The 17123-nt window shown below is 57.1% G+C and carries 17 protein-coding genes; 10 read left to right on the top strand and 7 right to left on the bottom strand.

Annotated elements, in window-relative coordinates; genetic code table 11:
* Window positions 1–153: 153 nt before the first annotated feature.
* From fabD to vapC, 9 genes are all read left to right on the top strand, one after another.
* A complete protein-coding gene (gene fabD / locus QRN55_RS10655; protein ID WP_284776685.1) occupies window positions 154–1098 on the top strand; it encodes an ACP S-malonyltransferase in 945 nt (314 codons plus the stop codon).
* 27 nt (window positions 1099–1125) lie between these two features.
* Complete coding sequence (gene fabG, locus QRN55_RS10650) at window positions 1126–1863, top strand: 3-oxoacyl-[acyl-carrier-protein] reductase (RefSeq protein WP_111839716.1); 738 nt, start codon at window positions 1126–1128, stop codon at window positions 1861–1863.
* 285 nt (window positions 1864–2148) lie between these two features.
* A complete protein-coding gene (locus QRN55_RS10645; protein ID WP_006727438.1) occupies window positions 2149–2385 on the top strand; it encodes an acyl carrier protein in 237 nt (78 codons plus the stop codon).
* A gap of 142 nt (window positions 2386–2527) precedes the next feature.
* On the top strand, window positions 2528–3796 hold the full coding sequence (gene fabF / locus QRN55_RS10640; RefSeq protein ID WP_111839715.1) for a beta-ketoacyl-ACP synthase II: 1269 nt from the start codon (window positions 2528–2530) through the stop codon (window positions 3794–3796).
* Between the two features lie 241 nt (window positions 3797–4037).
* The gene (gene mltG / locus QRN55_RS10635) at window positions 4038–5270 is read left to right on the top strand and encodes an endolytic transglycosylase MltG (protein ID WP_284776684.1); all 1233 of its coding nucleotides are present in this window, start codon (window positions 4038–4040) and stop codon (window positions 5268–5270) included.
* A gap of 54 nt (window positions 5271–5324) precedes the next feature.
* The gene (locus QRN55_RS10630; RefSeq protein WP_284776683.1) at window positions 5325–6212 is read left to right on the top strand and encodes a YicC/YloC family endoribonuclease; all 888 of its coding nucleotides are present in this window, start codon (window positions 5325–5327) and stop codon (window positions 6210–6212) included.
* Between the two features lie 5 nt (window positions 6213–6217).
* The gene (gene gmk / locus QRN55_RS10625) at window positions 6218–6889 is read left to right on the top strand and encodes a guanylate kinase (protein WP_284776682.1); all 672 of its coding nucleotides are present in this window, start codon (window positions 6218–6220) and stop codon (window positions 6887–6889) included.
* Between the two features lie 78 nt (window positions 6890–6967).
* Entirely contained in the window at window positions 6968–7201 is a 234-nt protein-coding gene (gene vapB, locus QRN55_RS10620; protein WP_284776681.1) for a type II toxin-antitoxin system VapB family antitoxin, read from the top strand.
* Complete coding sequence (vapC, locus tag QRN55_RS10615; protein ID WP_111839711.1) at window positions 7201–7599, top strand: type II toxin-antitoxin system tRNA(fMet)-specific endonuclease VapC; 399 nt, start codon at window positions 7201–7203, stop codon at window positions 7597–7599. The genes vapB and vapC overlap by 1 nt, the downstream gene beginning before the upstream one ends.
* On the opposite strand, the gene rsmA is transcribed toward vapC, so the two are convergent.
* From rsmA to QRN55_RS10580, 7 genes are all read right to left on the bottom strand, one after another.
* The gene (rsmA, locus tag QRN55_RS10610) at window positions 7596–8438 is read right to left on the bottom strand and encodes a 16S rRNA (adenine(1518)-N(6)/adenine(1519)-N(6))-dimethyltransferase RsmA (RefSeq protein WP_284776680.1); all 843 of its coding nucleotides are present in this window, start codon (window positions 8436–8438) and stop codon (window positions 7596–7598) included. The genes vapC and rsmA overlap by 4 nt on opposite strands.
* Window positions 8438–9457, bottom strand: coding sequence for a 4-hydroxythreonine-4-phosphate dehydrogenase PdxA (gene pdxA, locus QRN55_RS10605; RefSeq protein ID WP_284776679.1), 1020 nt, complete (start codon window positions 9455–9457; stop codon window positions 8438–8440). Before pdxA ends, rsmA begins: the two co-directional genes overlap by 1 nt.
* Window positions 9458–9473: 16 nt before the next feature.
* A complete protein-coding gene (locus tag QRN55_RS10600) occupies window positions 9474–10418 on the bottom strand; it encodes a SurA N-terminal domain-containing protein (protein WP_111839708.1) in 945 nt (314 codons plus the stop codon).
* 285 nt (window positions 10419–10703) lie between these two features.
* Window positions 10704–13085, bottom strand: coding sequence for an LPS-assembly protein LptD (locus QRN55_RS10595; protein WP_111839707.1), 2382 nt, complete (start codon window positions 13083–13085; stop codon window positions 10704–10706).
* Entirely contained in the window at window positions 13085–14173 is a 1089-nt protein-coding gene (gene lptG / locus QRN55_RS10590; RefSeq protein ID WP_112499184.1) for an LPS export ABC transporter permease LptG, read from the bottom strand. Before lptG ends, QRN55_RS10595 begins: the two co-directional genes overlap by 1 nt.
* A complete protein-coding gene (gene lptF, locus QRN55_RS10585) occupies window positions 14170–15339 on the bottom strand; it encodes an LPS export ABC transporter permease LptF (RefSeq protein ID WP_112499185.1) in 1170 nt (389 codons plus the stop codon). The genes lptG and lptF overlap by 4 nt, the downstream gene beginning before the upstream one ends.
* A 78-nt stretch (window positions 15340–15417) precedes the next feature.
* The gene (locus QRN55_RS10580) at window positions 15418–15624 is read right to left on the bottom strand and encodes a hypothetical protein (RefSeq protein WP_284776678.1); all 207 of its coding nucleotides are present in this window, start codon (window positions 15622–15624) and stop codon (window positions 15418–15420) included.
* On the opposite strand from QRN55_RS10580, the gene QRN55_RS10575 reads away from it, so the two are divergent.
* A complete protein-coding gene (locus QRN55_RS10575; protein ID WP_284776677.1) occupies window positions 15614–17104 on the top strand; it encodes a leucyl aminopeptidase in 1491 nt (496 codons plus the stop codon). The two genes, QRN55_RS10580 and QRN55_RS10575, sit on opposite strands and share 11 nt — an antisense overlap.
* The last annotated feature ends 19 nt before the right edge of the window (window positions 17105–17123 follow it).

Below are 17123 nucleotides of genomic sequence, written 5' to 3'. Positions count from 1 at the left end.
CTCATCGATGTCTGTGGATGAGTCGGCTGAAAAACCTCCCAAAACGGGGGTAAAAGGCGGAAAGCCTTGACTTCCGAAGCTGGAATGTGAATGGAAAACCACGATTTGAAGGCAAGACCCGGCAAACGGGCCGAAAAAGAAAGACCATATCCCATGGCTATTGCATTCACGTTTCCAGGTCAGGGCAGCCAGGCTGTCGGCATGGGCAAGGAACTCGCAGAAAACTTTGCCGAGGCCCGCGCGGTCTTCGAAGAGGTCGATGAGGCGCTTGGCCAGAAGCTTTCCGACATCATCTGGAACGGACCGGAAGAAACCTTGACGCTGACAGCCAACGCCCAGCCCGCGCTGATGGCGGTCTCCGTTGCTGTCATGCGCGTGCTGGAGGCCCGTGGCCTGAAGCTTGCCGAAAAGGTTTCCTATGTTGCAGGTCATTCGCTCGGCGAATATTCCGCGCTCTGTGCCGCTGGAACATTCTCGCTCGCCGATACCGCACGCTTGCTGCGCATTCGCGGCAACGCCATGCAGGCCGCAGTGCCGGTGGGCGAGGGCGCGATGGCGGCCATTATCGGCCTCGAACATGGCGACGTCGATGCCATCTGCCGGGAAGCCGCAATCGGCGGCGTCTGCCAGATCGCCAATGACAATGGTGGTGGACAGCTGGTCATCTCGGGCTCGAAGGCTCCGGTTGAAAAGGCCGCAACCCTTGCCTCGGAAAAAGGCGCCAAGCGCGCCATCATGCTTCCCGTGTCCGCTCCTTTCCACTCCGCACTGATGGCACCTGCTGCCGAAGCGATGCGTGAGGCACTGGCGAATGTGACGAAGCGCGCCCCGGTCGTGCCTGTCATCGCAAACGTGCGCGCTGCCCCTGTTTCTGATGCCGACGAGATCGCAGGCCTTCTCGTGGAGCAGGTGACGGGTCAGGTGCGCTGGCGCGAAACCGTTGAATGGTTTGCAGCCAACGATGTCACTACTCTCTATGAAATCGGCTCCGGCAAGGTGCTGACCGGGCTTGCCCGCCGTATCGACAAGACGGTTACGGGTATCTCGGTCAATACGGCTGCCGATATCGACGCCGCCTTGCAAACGCTTCTTGGCTGAGTTCAAAAGAAATCAAAGGATAATCCTATGTTCGATCTGACAGGCCGCAAGGCTCTCATCACAGGCGCAACCGGTGGCATCGGCGAAGAAATCGCCCGCACTTTGCATGCGCGGGGCGCAACCGTTGGCCTGCACGGCACACGCGTCGAAAAGCTGGAGGCGCTGGCCGCCGAGCTTGGCGAGCGTGCGCACGTTTTTGCTGCCAACCTTGCCGACCGCGCCGAGGTCAAGGCTCTGGGCGAAAAGACGGAAGCCGAGCTGGGTGGCGTAGACATTCTCGTCAACAATGCCGGGATCACCAAAGACGGTCTCTTCGTTCGCATGAGCGATGACGACTGGGACAAGGTGATCGAGGTCAATCTGACGTCGATGTTCCGCCTGACGCGCGAGTTGACCCACCCAATGATGCGCCGCCGCTTTGGCCGCATCATTAACATCACCTCCATCGTCGGCGTGACGGGCAATCCGGGACAGGCGAATTACTGCGCGTCCAAGGCTGGCATGATCGGCTTTTCCAAGTCGCTGGCGCAGGAAATCGCCACCCGCAACGTGACCGTCAACTGTGTGGCACCGGGCTTTATCGAAAGCGCAATGACCGGCAAGTTGAACGACAAGCAAAAAGAAGCCATCATGGGTGCCATTCCCATGAAGCGCATGGGCACCGGTGCGGAAATCGCATCTGCCGTTCTCTACCTTGCTTCCAACGAAGCGAGCTACATGACAGGTCAGACCTTGCACGTGAATGGCGGCATGGCGATGATTTAATATTCGCTCCGCAAGGCGACTTGCTGGAAAAATTGCCTGTAGAGCAAGATGGTTAGCACTATTTTAAGGCTTTTTTCCCGCAGGAAACCGTGTTAAGCGGGCGAAGACTGTGAACAGTCGTTCCGGAACGAAAAGCGACCGTTGCGATTTTATGCGACGATGTTTAGCTTGAACCGGGTTGAACGGGTTTGCCCACGGTGCCTCAATGACAGGCGCTTTGGGATTTTAACAGGGCAGGATGTCTGAAGAGGCATTCCTTTCAAAGTAAAGGTCGAGGAAACCGACATGAGCGATATCGCAGAACGCGTAAAGAAAATTGTAGTTGACCATCTTGGCGTTGACGCCGAAAAAGTCGTTGAAGGCGCAAGCTTTATCGACGATCTGGGCGCTGACTCGCTCGACACCGTTGAACTGGTTATGGCGTTCGAAGAAGAATTCGGCGTTGAAATTCCAGACGACGCAGCTGACTCGATCCTCACAGTCGGCGACGCTGTAAAGTTCATCGAAAAGGCTCAGGCCTAATCGTTTGATCCGTGTAAGGGAAGGCGCCAGCCTTCCCGATATGGCCCGGCCAGTCCGGGCCAATATTTATTCTGTGGCACTTTGCATCGCGTAAGTGTCACAACACATAAAGCGATGTTTGGATAAGGGCGGAGCATTGGCGATGAGACGTGTCGTTATCACCGGTACCGGCATGGTATCTCCTCTTGGCTGCGGAACGGAAATTACCTGGGAGCGTCTGCTGGCCGGCCAGAACGGTGCGCGTCTTGTAACGGAGTTCCAAGTCGACGATCTGCCCGCTAAAATTGCCTGCCGCATTCCCGTCGGCGATGGTTCCAACGGAACTTTCAACGCCGATGACTGGATGGAGCCCAAAGAGCAGCGCAAGGTCGATCCCTTTATCGTTTACGGCATGGCCGCCGCCGAAATGGCGCTCAACGACGCCAACTGGCATCCCATCGACAGCACCGACGAAGACCAGATCATGACCGGTGTTCTCATCGGCTCGGGTATCGGCGGCCTCGATGGCATCGTCGAAGCCGGTTATACCCTGCGGGACAAGGGGCCACGCCGCGTTTCGCCGTTCTTCATTCCGGGTCGTCTCATCAATCTCGTGTCCGGCCAGGTCTCCATTCGCCACAAATTGCGCGGCCCGAACCACTCGGTTGTCACGGCGTGCTCTACTGGTGCGCACGCCATTGGCGATGCAGCCCGGCTGATCATGATGGGTGATGCGGACGTTATGGTCGCTGGCGGTGCAGAATCGCCCGTCTGCCGCATTTCGCTCGCTGGCTTCGCAGCCTGCAAGGCGCTTTCCACCCAACACAACGACGATCCGCAAAAGGCATCTCGCCCCTATGACCGTGACCGCGACGGTTTCGTCATGGGCGAGGGGGCTGGTATCGTCGTTCTGGAAGAACTGGAACATGCCAAGGCACGCGGCGCAAAGATTTACGCCGAAGTTGTAGGCTACGGTCTCTCCGGCGACGCGTTCCACATTACCGCTCCATCGGAAGATGGCGACGGTGCATTCCGCTGCATGACTATGGCGCTGAAGCGCGCCGGTCTGGCTCCTGCTGATGTGGACTACATCAACGCCCATGGTACATCGACCATGGCTGACACCATCGAGCTTGGTGCCGTCGAGCGTTTGGTCGGGGATGCGGCGTCGAAGGTTTCCATGTCGTCCACCAAATCTGCGACGGGCCATCTGCTCGGCGCGGCCGGTGCGATCGAGGCTATTTTCGCGGTGCTTGCCATTCGTGACAACATCGTTCCGCCGACGCTTAATCTCGATAATCCCGATGTCGAAACACAAATCGATCTGGTGCCGCACAAGGCGCGCAAGCGCACGGTGAATGTTGCATTGTCCAACTCCTTCGGTTTCGGCGGCACCAACGCTTCGCTCGTTCTTCGCCGTTACGAGGCATAATTGAACGACACTTGCCGTTCCCAAGGGAATCGCAGAAAACCATCTCTATCCCGGCCATTGCCGGGATAACCGTCTTGCCTGCCAGTGCGTGCAGTCAGGACCGGAAAACCGGCATATCCTGATACAAAGATATGTCCGAAGTTTCCCTGTGTACCGAGTGCAGAATAGCCTGCCGAACCTGTTTTTGCCGCATTGCCTGCTCAAATAAGCCGCTGTGATGCCGAACTGAAAAGGACCGCCGGTGAGCGATACGAAAGAGAACAATCGGGCCCCCCAAGGACGTGACGGCTCTGGCGAGAGCAAGGGCGGCCCGATCATTCCAAAATCACCGACCGAAGCTTTGAGACCCGAGAGAGTTCCGGCTCCACCCAAGCGTTCCCGCAAGGCCCACAGCCAGGTGGTTATTTTCCTCAACTTCCTCATGACGCTGGTGGTTGCAGTCTGCGTCGTTGGCGTCGCCGCCTTCTATTACATGATCAATTCGTTTCATGAGCCCGGTCCGCTGGAAATCAGCAAGACGGTGACGGTTCGTAACGGCGCGGGTCTTGCGGAAATCGCCAACAATCTGGAGCGCGAAGGTACGATTTCCAACGCTCGTGTCTTCCGTTTGATGGCAGACCGTTACATGACGCCAAGCCAGACACCCAAGCCTGGCGAATATGAAATCAAAGCCCATACGTCCATGAAGGACATTCTGGCGCTGCTGGAATCCGGCAAATCTATTCTTTACTCAGTGTCCATGCCGGAAGGCCTGACGGTGAAGCAGATGTTCGCGCGGCTCGCCTCCGACACCATTCTTGAGGGCGATCTGCCAGCGGCGCTGCCTGCGGAAGGCACATTGCGACCTGATACATACCCCTTCACACGCGGCACCAAGCGGGAAGAAATCGTCAACCAGATGCGCGCCGCGCAATCTCGGCTGGTGCAGGTAACCTGGGAGCGTCGTGATCCCGATTTGCCGATCAAGAGCATCGAAGAGTTCGTAACGCTGGCCTCCATCGTGGAAAAGGAAACGGGCAAGGACGACGAGCGCGGCCATGTGGCATCGGTGTTCTACAACCGTATGAAAAAGAACATGCGCCTGCAATCCGATCCGACCATCATTTATGGTCTGTTCGGCGGCGAGGGTAAGCCATCCGACCGGCCGATTTACCAATCCGATCTACAGAAAGAGACGCCGTTCAACACCTACATCATCCGCGGCTTGCCGCCGCACCCTATCGCCAATCCCGGTCGGGCAGCCCTTGAGGCAACGGCCAATCCTTGGCGCACCGATGACCTGTATTTCGTGGCGGATGGCACGGGCGGGCACACCTTCGCCAAAACGCTGGATGAGCACAACGCCAATGTTCGCCGCTGGCGCAAGATCGAGGCCGAGAAAGCCGCATCCGGCGGCACCGCCAGCTCCTCCGAGACGGTGGTGGATGGACAGCCTGATGGCTCTCAAGCCGAGCGTCCTTCCACACGAAATTGATTTTATATGATGCTGTCGCCCCAACCGGCGGCAGCTTTTGGTTTGGGGTATTTCATGACATTGCAATCCATGACGGGTTTTGCCCGTAGCGAAGGATCATGCGGGCGCTATCGCTGGGCTTGGGAGCTGCGCTCCGTCAACGGCAAGGGGCTGGATCTGCGCCTGCGTCTGCCAGCGGGACTGGAAGGGCTGGAAACCGAGCTGCGGGACATCGCGACCAAAAGTCTGTCGCGCGGCAATATTCAGGCGGGGTTGAGCGTTTCTGCATCCGAAGTGAAGATGGAAGCCGTGGTCAACCGCGATGCACTGGATGCCGTGCTAGCGCTCAAGCGAGACCTGAGCGATGCCGTCAGCGATGCACCACTCAGCTTCGATACTTTACTGTCCGTCAGGGGGCTGGTGGAGTTTCGCGAACCGGAGGAAAGCGCGGATGCGCAGGAGGCGCGCAACAGAGATGTCATCAACGGCTTCACCGCTGCCATCGAGGCATTGAAGGCGATGCGCGAGCGGGAGGGTGGGGCTCTGTTCGGCGTGCTTTCCAGCCAGATCGACAGGATCGAACAGTTGACGAAAGGCATCGAAGCAGACCCATCACGCCAGCCCGAGCAGATCCGTGCGCGTCTCGCAGCGCAGATCGCCCTCGTTGCCGATGGCAGCAGCGGACTTGATCGCGATCGCCTCCACGCCGAAGCGGCATTGCTGGCCACAAAGGCCGATCTACGTGAAGAGATCGACCGTCTGAACGGGCATGTCGCCGCCGCCAGGGAGCTTTTGAGCAGCGGTGTGCCGGTGGGCCGCAAGCTCGACTTTCTTGCACAGGAATTTAACCGGGAGTCGAATACAATCTGTTCCAAATCCAACGCCAGTGCTGTAACCGCTGCTGGTATAGAATTGAAAGTGGTGATCGATCAATTCCGCGAACAGGTCCAAAATCTGGAGTAGACCCCATGGCGTCCGCCAGCATTCCTCCCGTCCATATTGCCCGCAGAGGCTTGATGCTGGTCATTTCGTCGCCATCGGGTGCCGGCAAGTCGACCATTGCCCGCAACCTGCTGGAGAAGGACAAGAACATCAGCCTGTCCGTCAGCGTCACCACCCGGGCGCGCCGCCAGAGCGAGATCGACGGCATCCACTACCACTTCATCTCCAATCGTGATTTCGAACGCATGCGTGAAGGCGAAGAGCTGCTGGAATGGGCCGAGGTTCATGGAAACTTCTACGGTACGCCGCGTGAGCCTGTCGAGGCAGCCATGGAAGAAGGCAAGGACATGCTGTTCGATATCGACTGGCAGGGTGCCGAGCAGCTTCAGGACAAGATGAAGGCGGACGTCGTCTCGATCTTCATTCTGCCACCGACAATGACCGAGCTGCAATCTCGTCTGCATCGCCGTGCCGAAGACACCGAAGAGGTCATTCAGACTCGCCTTGCCAATTCCCGATCCGAAATCGAACATTGGCGCGACTACGACTACGTCATCCTCAATGACGATTTGCAGGCAGCATTCGAAGCAATCGAAGCCATCGTCAAAGCCGAACGCGTCCGCCGCGACCGCCGTCACGGCATGTTCGACTTCGTCCGAGAGCTGCTTGCGGAAGTGCCGACACTGCCCGGTCGGTGAGGGGTAGGCGGTACGCCGCCTTGAATCAGAAGTGCAAAAGCGTTACGTATATGCGGATTGGATATACGGAGCAGCGCTATGACCACGTCCACGGTATTCCTCAGTAATAAAAGTCAGGCCGTACGGTTGCCAAAGGCAGTTGCATTTCCCGACGACGTTCATCAGGTCGACATACTGAAAATTGGACGAAGTCGAGTTATTGTTCCCCACGGGCGCCGCTGGGACGATCTCTTCGCGTCTGGCCCCCGCACCAGCGACGATTTTATGATGGAACGTGAAATGCCGCTTCTTGATGAGCGCGAGTCTTTTTGATGCTTTCCTATATGCTCGATACCAATATCTGCATCTACGTGATGAAGACCTATCCTCCCGAACTCAGGGATAGATTCAATGCGACCGCAGAGCAGCTTTGCATTTCGAGTATTACGCTGGGTGAGCTTTGTTTCGGCGCTGAAAAATCGGCGCGCCGCAGTGAAAACCTTGCCGCTATCGATAATTTCGTATCGAGGCTGGACGTACTCCCCTTCGGCGATAAAGCGGCTGCCCACTACGGACAAATCCGGGCTGAATTGTCGCGCGCAGGAACACCTTGTGGCGTTCACGACATGCAGATCGGTGGACACGCACGCGCAGAGGGTCTGATCGTTGTCACCAACAATATGCGGGAATTTGTCCGAATGCCCGGCCTACGGGTCGAAAACTGGGTTTAATCCCTGACGTCAAGCATGTTCGCCAATCGAACAAACTCTTCCACCGACAATGTCTCAGCACGCCGCGTGGGATCGATACCCGCTTTTTCAAGCAAGGCTTCGCCGCCAATGCTTTTCACGCTCTGGCGCAACATCTTGCGGCGTTGGCCGAAAGCGGCTTCCGTAACCTTTTCGAGGTTCGCGACGTCGCATGGAAAAGGCTTTTCACGGGGCAGGAGGTGAACAACGGTCGAGGTGACCTTTGGCGGGGGGCTGAAGGCTTGTGGCGGGACGTCGAAAGCCATTTCCGGCACTGTGCGCCACCCTGCGAGCACGCCGAGGCGACCGTAATGGTTGTCGCCTTCTTCAGCCACGATACGCTGGCCGACTTCCTTCTGGAACATCAGCGTGAGTGAAAGCCAGAACGGCGGCCACGCTTTGGGCAGCAACCAGTTCACGAGCAATTGCGTACCGACATTATAAGGCAGGTTGGCAATGACGCGTACCGGCTCGCCCGCCGGAACCATCGTCTCGAAATTCGTCTTCAGGGCATCGCCTTCGATGACATCGAGACGCCCTGGATAATGCGCGGCGATTTCGGCAAGGGCGGGGAGGCAGCGGCTGTCGCGCTCAACCGCGATCACCTTCTTTGCGCCCAGCGACAGGATGGCACGTGTGAGACCGCCAGGGCCTGGACCCACCTCGAACACGGTCACACCTTCGAGGGGACCTGCGGTGCGAGCAATCTTCTGGGTGAGATTGAGATCGAGCAGAAAATTCTGTCCGAGGGATTTCTTCGCATCGAGCCCGTGCCGCTGGATAACGTCGCGCAGCGGCGGAAGACCATCAATGGCTGCCATTAGACCGTCACCTGCCGTGCTGCGATCTCCGCTGCCATTTTCAGGGCGGCAACCAAGCTCGATTCATTGGCGATGCCCTGGCCAGCGATGCCGAAGGCAGTGCCGTGGTCCGGTGAGGTGCGAATGAAGGGCAGGCCGAGTGTAACGTTGACGGAATCGTCGAAACCGAGAGCCTTGGCAGGGATCAGAGCCTGATCATGATACATGCAGACTGCAACATCGTAGCGCCTGCGGGCCGCTTCATGGAACATCGTATCGGCAGGCAGGGGACCAAAAGCATCGATCCCCTCTTTTCGCAGCTGGATCGTTGCGGGATGGATCAGGTCCCGATCTTCGGTGCCAATCGCGCCATCTTCCCCCGCATGCGGGTTGAGGCCAGCAACGGCGAGGCGGGGCGCCTCGATGCCGAACTTCTTGATGAGATCAGCACCAACAACCCGGCAAGTCTCGATGATGAGCGCTTCGCTCAGTGCACCCGGCACGTCTTTAACCGGTATGTGGATGGTGACAGGCACGACCCGCAGCTTTGGTCCAGCGATCATCATGACAGGCTTGGTAATCTGCCCTGTTAGCTTGGCTGCCAGTTCAGCTAAGAATTCAGTATGGCCCGGAAAGCCAAAGCCCGCCTCATAGAGAACGGATTTCGCAATTGGGTTGGTCACGACTGCCGAAACTCTCTTCTCGATAGTCAGCGTGACGGCTGTTTCGATAGCTTTGATGGTCGCGTGAGCAGCACCGACATGCGGCTGCCCGGCAAGGACTTCGAAACCCACGGGAAGTGCAAGAACCGGAAGCGCATTGGGGAACACCGAGATGGCTTCCTCGGGCTCACACACTTTCACCTCGATGTCGACGCCGAGAAGATTGGCCCGGCTCTTAATGACATCGGGATCGCCGATGAAAAGGAAAGGTGCTAGCCCCAACGCGTGACGTTTTGTCCAGGCGGCAATGGTAATGTCGGGACCAATCCCGGCGGGGTCGCCCTGGGTGAGGGCGAGAGGCAATGGCGGTATGGTCACAAATTACGCTTTCACGTCAGGTGCTGGTGATCTGGGCTTTCTTCCGCAGCTCTTCGATGTATTTCTTTTCGTTGGGATTTTCACCCTTTTCGGCTTTCGTCAAGTCTTCTGCGCGGAAGACGATTTCGGCGGCATAATCATCTGACACCTGCTGCTTTTTGCAGACAGCCAAATATTCAACGCCCTTTTCCGTGACACGTGTCCCAGTCGTGCCGCCCTCTGATGTCTTTTCAACCAGGGGCTTCCAGTCCGGTGGCAATTCCGGTTCAAGCGTCCGTCCGAGATCCTTGATCGAAACATCGAGCATTGTTGCTGCGAAGGTTCTCGCCTGTTCGCAGCCGGGATAACGCTTGCGGGAAGCCTCGGCTTCGGACTTGCGCTTGCCCGTAATCGCATTCCGCTTGGATTCGGGGATTACGAAGATGATCTGCTGGAGGAAGTACTCTGTGGTAACGGGCTTCTGTCCGCGCTCTTTCAGCCGTGTGACGAAATCCTGCGTGGACATCTTGTTGCGACCGCCATAGCGGGCATTGACGAGACGTGGCCAGCTCATCTGCACTGCGATAAAAGATTTGAAGTGATCAGCTCCGACGCCAGCCTGCGACAGGACTTTGGTCAATTGATCCGTCGTCATCTTATTGGTTGCCGCAAAACGGGCGAAGGAGGCATCGACATCGGTCGTGCTGACCGACATTTTGACGCGCGCAATCTCCTCGCGCTTCAAAGCTTCATCGATGAGCTGCTCGCGGGCCTTTTCGGCAAGGTTGCCGGACTGTCGCTGCAGTTTCAAAAACGCGACGCGGCGCGCAAGATCATCGCTCGTGATCGGCGTCTTGTTGACAACGACTTTGACGGCGCTTGCTGCGAAGGCCTGATGCGTTGGAAGCGCAATGACCACGGGAACTGCGAAAATCGCAAAGGCGAATGCTACACTGCGCAACGCCGTCTTTCCGAGTTTCATCCTGTTCTCTCCCTGTCGAAGCCTTGGTAAGATCGCCATGGCTTAGTTTTTGATAAAGGCCCTGATCGGATGGAGCGGCGAGAGCCGTTCGTCAACCAACAGGTTTCATTTTGCTACAGATTAAATCTGAGCGCGACCGTATATATCACCGGATCTGGCAAAACGGCAATCATGTGCGCGGAGAACAGTGCAGTTATCTTGCGGCGAAACGGTGGCGCACCATAGCACTGCCGATCACATCGAATAAATAATAACGGCGGAGTTTTCACTCCGCCGTCAAAAAAATTAGAAGTTGTTCGGCTTCCAACCGATTTCGGCATCATCCCAATCCGTTCCAGCAGAACCAACGCTGATATCACCGAGCGTTCTGAAGGCGAGACGGGCATTGATCGACCAGTCATTTGCCGATTCACGAACCGCGTTGATGCTGCCTTCGTCGGAATAGCTGACGGTGAAGATCGTGCACTCATCCTGATAGAGAATGCCGACACGACGTTCGCTGGAGAATTTGTTGTTCAGATCGTAGTTGATCGCGCCGAACAGTGACCAGTTATCGTCTAGGCGCAACTTGCCGGACGTCTGGACGATGTCGCGCTTTCTGTCATAGCCGTAATCAGGCTGCGCTTCGACCTGGGTATAGCTGACCTTGCCCGAAAGACGATTGCTTGTGTAGGCAACAGCCGTTTCGGAACGATTGACCTCGAAGCTGTCCTTGTCGAAGCGGAAGCTTGACGAAAAGGAAAGGCCGATAGGCGCATCAATGGCAGCCATGGCGACATAATCGGAACGATCTGTTTCGAGGCCAGAATTTGCACCAACATTCACGAGGTCGTTGGACGCAAAGGAGTTGACGCCTGCAAGATGGAACGACTGACCAGCGACGGCACGAATACCATAACCATTGTCAAACGTACCGTTGTATCGGACACCGAGATTGGCGCGCGTGCCGCCTTCGATGCGGTCGAAGCCCGAGAATTTGTCGCGTTCAAACAGGTTCGTAGCATCGAACACGAAAGCCTGGGAGTCTTCGTTTGGAAGCTCTCCGGCGTAGGATTCGTTGGGACGAACGAAAATCTGGGCGATGGGCTCGATGACGTGATTGCTGTGAAGCGCGGTGAAGAGCACCGGATATCGGGCTTCAAGACCGAATGTCGCCATGCCGCGCAACGTCGCGTCATTGTCGATCATGCCGTCGTAAACATAGGACGTTCCGGCAGACGTAAAGCTGTTGGCCGACATATCAGACCAGATCGCGTCTCCGCGTGCGGCCAGAAGAGGGGTCAGCAGCAAGCCGCTGTCGAACGTGTAGGTCCGCTTCCATTCCGCTTCCGTCGTCAGACGTGTGTAGGAGCCTTCGAGACCGTTATAGCGAACGGATGATCCCAGATCATAGGCGTCCTGGCTTTGTCGGGTCAGGCTGGTGAAGTTTGTGGTCAGCGAGAGTTCGCCGCCGTAAACGGGATCTGGAAGGAAATACCGATAGTCGAGCGCTGGGTGAACGATGGCCTGCTGACGTTCCTTGGCTTCCGAATCGTCGGTATCCTGAACATTGAAGTAATAGGCATTCAGATCGAAATTGTTACGTTCGCCGAGACCATTGAGATAGAGTCTGTTGGTCTGGACAGAGTTTTTGTAGCCCTTGATTTCGTAGGTGCGCGAGAAGTTGTTGTCGGTCTGCACCATAGCATCCCAACCGAACGCCCAGCGCGGGTTGATGTTGAACTCGCCCTTGGAGGCGACCATCGCACGCGTGTCATTCAAGGAGTCGCTGGTATTCGGATCGAAATCCTGTGGATTCTGCTGATTGATGCCGGCCGCACGAAATGTATGCGTGCCCATCTCAAACCGTTGACGCAACTCGCCTTCCAGCAACAAACCCTGCGACGTGTAATAGGTCGGCGTTACAGTCATGTCGGCGGTATCGGACAGGATCTGGTAGTAAGGCACGCCGATGCCGAAGCCGAGATTGTCCGTGACGCTCATGCGCGGAAACAGGAAGCCGGACTTACGTTTCACGGTATTGTCTGGAACCGTGATGAACGGAAGATAGGCGATGGACTTGCCGAACAGCTCGAAGCGGGCTTTTTCCAGCCGAACCGTGTGGGTCTTGCCATCCTGAATGACGCGCTCTGCCTTGACCTGCCACAGAGGTGGTTTGTCCGGGCGTTCTGCGCAGGGAAGACACGCTGTGTAGACGCCGTTGTTGAGGACCATGACGTCCTGTGACAGGCGCTCGGCACTCTCACCGGCGATACGGGTGTTGTCGGTGGTTTCCACACGAAGCGTGTTGACGAAGCCTTGTCCGAAATCGTCGGTGACATCCAGCTCATCCGCGTAGATGCGATTGCCGCCGGGCTCGATCAGTTCGATGTTGCCGCGCGCAAGAACGCGACCGGTGGACTGATTGTATTCCACGCGCTGGGCGACCATGCGGTAGCCGGTGTAGTGCATGCGCACGCCCCCGGTCGCAACCACGCGCTGCGAATCCTTATTATAGGTCAGTTCATTTGCTGTAAGCAGGAGTTTTGATTGGTCTTGTGGATCGCCCACGATAACGCCGTCTTCAGCAAAAACGCTGGAAGCGGTCGCTACATATGCGCACACAGAAGCCCCAGTCAGAAGAGCTGTTGCCAGCCGTCTGATATTCCCGCGGTCAAATACCGCCACTAGCCGTCCTCCTGATGAAGCAGAATGGTTGCACCCAACGCCAATGCCACGACAACTGGAACCCAGACCGCGACGAAGGGAGGGACAACCCCGCTACTCCCGAATGCCCTTACGAGCACGGTTACTACATAAAGCACGAAGCCGGAAACGATTCCACCCAGAATCACTGAACGAGACTGTGCAAAACGGCTGAACTTTAATGAAACAGTCGCGGCGATCAAGGTCATCGCCACGAGAAGAAAAGGCATGGACAACAGGAAGTGGTACTGCGTCTCAAGCGCCTTGGATGAGATACCGAAGGACTGAGCGACCTCGATTTTGTGAGAAAGCTCAAAGAAAGCAACGGTTTCGGGTTGTGTCAGGCGCTCCTGCACGAACTCACGTCTCAGATTGGTACTGATTCGTGCGGTCGATTCCCGGCTTGGTACATGACCGGGACGGATCTCCGCCACGTCGTTAAGAAGCCAGTAACCATCTTCCAACTTAGCCGACTTCGCATCCTGTCTGAGAAGGATGTTACCGGCCTTGTCGAGGTGAATCAGGACGACGTCTTTCAGCAGCGTTCCGTTGTCTTCGAAACTCTTGGCACCGATGATCGTGTCTTGCCCGCCGCTGCTCTGGCGCAACCAGGGGAGGACCTGCTGCTGGCGTGTCGATCCACCTTCATTGCGCCAGCCCGATTCGACCGCGAGTGACTTGCTCTCGCCCCAGGCAGCGATAGGATTGAGCACCGTCACGGCCAGAATGCCGAGAAGGATCGCTCCGCCGATAAAGGGCAGGATGAATTGCCAGGCGGAAATGCCCGCAGCGCGCGTCACAACCAGCTCATAGCGACGGTTGAGCGAAATCAGCGTCGTCATACCAACGAACAGGGCGATGAACGGCACCGTCTGCTGCAAAATGAGCGGAAGACGAAGTGCCGTCAGGCCAAGTGCTGCTGGAACCGAATATCCGGGCAGGCCAGACATGCGTCGGGCTGTCTCACTGAAATCGGCGAGGAAAATGATTGCGGAAATACCAAGCAGAAACCAGAAGGTTGTCATGGCATAACGCTTAAGGAAATAGCGGGCGAGGGTGCCGAACATCATGCGCTTTGCCCTCCAGCGCCGGGCGCCTTGGAAGACGAGAAGCGCTTCTGGATGGTCTGCAAGGCATTACCGAATGCGCGCGGCATCAACAGCTTCTTGCCAGAGAGCAGCAGGAACGTGGCGATACCGCCGCTGACGAACGGCACCGCATAGACGAAGGGTATGAAAGCCGCGCTCTGCTTGACCTGATTGGTGAAGTAGAAGCCGAGCCAGCGCAGCATGAAAGCGGTGATAAGGGCCGCGACCATCGGATGCAGCCGCGCCTCACGATGAGACCGTGCATCGGCAGCGACAACCAGCGAAATCAGCGCAAAAACGAAGGGGAACATCCAGTCCGACAAACGGCGGTGAAGCTCCGAGCGAAAACCGCCGGGAGATTTCTTGTAACTGTCCACAGTCGGATCAGGCGACAGGAGGAATGACAGGCTCGCGTCGCTGGATGAAATGGATGTCTCGTTATCGGACTTCTCCGACATCGTCGAAAGGTCGAAGGCGTAGGACAGGAATTTCACCACGGACACTTTGCCATCCGGCGTCTTCTGCTGAACTTCGCCATCGCGCATGGTGAGAGATGTGCCGCCTTCATCGATCATGCCTTCCTTGGCATAATAGATAAGGTCGTAATTCGGGTCGCGCCGATCTGCCACGAACAGGCCACGCAGAATGCGACCCTGTCGTTGACCGATCTGAACGTAGAGACCATCCTGAATGGTGCGGAACGTCTTTTCCTCGATCACCGACGAGAGAAGGTCGGCATAGGCAGCGGCTACCATCTGCCGCGCAGCGGTGCGGGCAGGGGGCTCGGCAAAATTGGTGATTCCGAAGGAGACGAGGCTCAGAACCGTGCCGAGAATGAGGATAGGCTTGAAGATGATGGAGCGCGGCGCGCCAGATGCATCGATGATCGCCAGTTCCGAATCCGTATTCATGGCCGTGAGTGTCTGGGTGATGGCAATCACCAGCGCAAACGGCAGAACGACGGGGATGAGGGTGGGTAAAAGCATCGTCGCAAGGGTCACGAACGACCCCATGGACTGGCCCGTATCGGTGACGAGGTTGATTCTCTGAAGAACCTGAATCGTCCAGATAATCGCCAGAACAGGCAGCAGCGCGACCAGAAACATCTGCGTCGCACGTCGCAATATGTATCGTTCAAGAAGCGTCATTCGGTCCCTGATGTGGTGTCTTCATGCCTGTTCCCCCCGCGGGAACGGCTCCTATCTAGCCGCAACAAACGCGAATGGCTATTCCGCACCACGCACAATTCTGTTTTGTGCGGTCATTTTTCTTACCTCTGTGTCTTTTTGTTGAAGGTGATTTCTGATCGGGATCGCGGGCCGATTCACAAAATTGACATGGCGGAAGCGGATTGCAGGGTTGCGCCGGGCCGGGAAAAAGCCATGATCCGCCGCATCCTGAAATAAAGTGATGAGCGAGAACATGTCCGCCAAATTCGATATCTCTTTTGCCAATTCCGCCAATCTTGAAGATGCCACCGCAATTCTGTTGCAGGTTACCGGTGATGGCGGCCCCGCAGGGCAGGCGCAGGTCGACCCATCCGGTGTTCTTGCCAAGGCAACCAAAGTGGCCGGTTTTGCCGCAAAATCGATGAGCGTTCTGGACGTGTTGGCACCACAAGGTTCTGACGCTGACCGGATCGTGGTGGTCGGCCTCGGCAAACCTGCCAAACTGACGGCGCATGACTGGCTGCGCGCAGGTGGGGCAGCCGCTGCCCAGTTCAAGAAGGCCGAGAAAGTCGTCGTCTATCTCGACGCCTTAGGGATCGAAGTCGATGGCAAGGCTGCTGCCGATTTCGCCCTCGGTCTTCTGCTGCGGGCCTATAGCTTCGATACCTACAAGACGAAAAAGAAATCCGACGACGACAAAACGCCCAAGAGCGTGGATGTGACGATCGTCACCGCCGCTCACGTCGAGGCAAAGACTGCATTCGAGACTGCGGAAGCCGAGGCGCAAGGCGTCATCCTGGCCCGTGACCTCGTCAATCTGCCGCCGAATGTTCTGGGACCCGTCGAGTTTGCCGACAAGGCCGAGGAGTTGAAGAAACTCGGCGTGGAAGTTGAAATCCTTGGCGAAAAGGAAATGAAGAAGCTGGGCATGGGCGCGCTGCTGGGCGTTGCGCAGGGCTCAGTTCGTCCACCACGCCTCGCAATCATGCAGTGGAAGGGTGGCTCCAAGAAGGATGAGCCGATTGCCTTCGTCGGTAAGGGCGTCGTTTTCGACACGGGCGGTATTTCCCTCAAACCCGGTGCAGGCATGGAGGACATGAAGGGCGACATGGGCGGCGCTGCCGCCGTGACTGGCCTTATGCACACGCTTGCTGCCCGCAAGGCGAAGGCCAATGTTATCGGCGTGATCGGTCTTGTGGAAAACATGCCGGACGGCAATGCGCAGCGCCCCGGCGATATCGTCACCTCCATGTCGGGACAGACCATCGAGATCATCAATACCGATGCGGAAGGTCGCCTCGTTCTGGCAGACGCGCTGTGGTACACGAATGACCGCTTCAAGCCTAAGTTCATGGTCAATCTGGCCACTCTGACCGGCGCGATCACCGTCGCACTCGGAAATCTGCAGGCTGGCCTGTTTTGCAATGATGATGAGTTGGCAGAGCGACTGACTAAGGCCGGCGATACGACGCAGGAGCGTTTGTGGCGCATGCCGCTGGGCAAGGACTACGACAAGATCATCGATTCGAAGTTCGCGGATATGAAAAACAGCTCCGGTCGTTTGGCCGGTTCCGTTACCGCCGCGCAGTTCCTGAAGCGCTTCGTCGGCGATACGCCGTGGGCCCATCTGGACATTGCAGGAACCGCAATGGGGTCGCCGTTTACGGAAATCAATCAGTCCTGGGGCTCCGGTTACGGGGTGCGGCTGCTGAATGAACTGGTTCGCGCGCACTATGAGGATTGAAACTTGACGCGGAACTGGC

The sequence above is a fragment of the Agrobacterium sp. lyk4-40-TYG-31 genome (genome assembly GCF_030209855.1).
Lineage (GTDB): Bacteria > Pseudomonadota > Alphaproteobacteria > Rhizobiales > Rhizobiaceae > Agrobacterium > Agrobacterium vaccinii.
This window is presented reverse-complemented; position numbering and strand designations above follow the sequence as displayed.

What these genes read in the sequence shown, in the direction of transcription:
- fabG (WP_111839716.1), top strand. Translation starts at nt 1,126, where the DNA reads ATGTTCGATCTGACAGGCCGCAAGGCTCTCATCACAGGCGCAACCGGT.
- vapC (WP_111839711.1), top strand. Translation starts at nt 7,201, where the DNA reads ATGCTTTCCTATATGCTCGATACCAATATCTGCATCTACGTGATGAAG.
- lptF (WP_112499185.1), bottom strand. Translation starts at nt 15,339, where the DNA reads ATGACGCTTCTTGAACGATACATATTGCGACGTGCGACGCAGATGTTT.
- lptG (WP_112499184.1), bottom strand. Translation starts at nt 14,173, where the DNA reads ATGATGTTCGGCACCCTCGCCCGCTATTTCCTTAAGCGTTATGCCATG.
- QRN55_RS10630 (WP_284776683.1), top strand. Translation starts at nt 5,325, where the DNA reads ATGACATTGCAATCCATGACGGGTTTTGCCCGTAGCGAAGGATCATGC.
- QRN55_RS10575 (WP_284776677.1), top strand. Translation starts at nt 15,614, where the DNA reads ATGTCCGCCAAATTCGATATCTCTTTTGCCAATTCCGCCAATCTTGAA.
- fabF (WP_111839715.1), top strand. Translation starts at nt 2,528, where the DNA reads ATGAGACGTGTCGTTATCACCGGTACCGGCATGGTATCTCCTCTTGGC.
- gmk (WP_284776682.1), top strand. Translation starts at nt 6,218, where the DNA reads ATGGCGTCCGCCAGCATTCCTCCCGTCCATATTGCCCGCAGAGGCTTG.
- rsmA (WP_284776680.1), bottom strand. Translation starts at nt 8,438, where the DNA reads ATGGCAGCCATTGATGGTCTTCCGCCGCTGCGCGACGTTATCCAGCGG.
- QRN55_RS10645 (WP_006727438.1), top strand. Translation starts at nt 2,149, where the DNA reads ATGAGCGATATCGCAGAACGCGTAAAGAAAATTGTAGTTGACCATCTT.
- fabD (WP_284776685.1), top strand. Translation starts at nt 154, where the DNA reads ATGGCTATTGCATTCACGTTTCCAGGTCAGGGCAGCCAGGCTGTCGGC.
- vapB (WP_284776681.1), top strand. Translation starts at nt 6,968, where the DNA reads ATGACCACGTCCACGGTATTCCTCAGTAATAAAAGTCAGGCCGTACGG.
- QRN55_RS10600 (WP_111839708.1), bottom strand. Translation starts at nt 10,418, where the DNA reads ATGAAACTCGGAAAGACGGCGTTGCGCAGTGTAGCATTCGCCTTTGCG.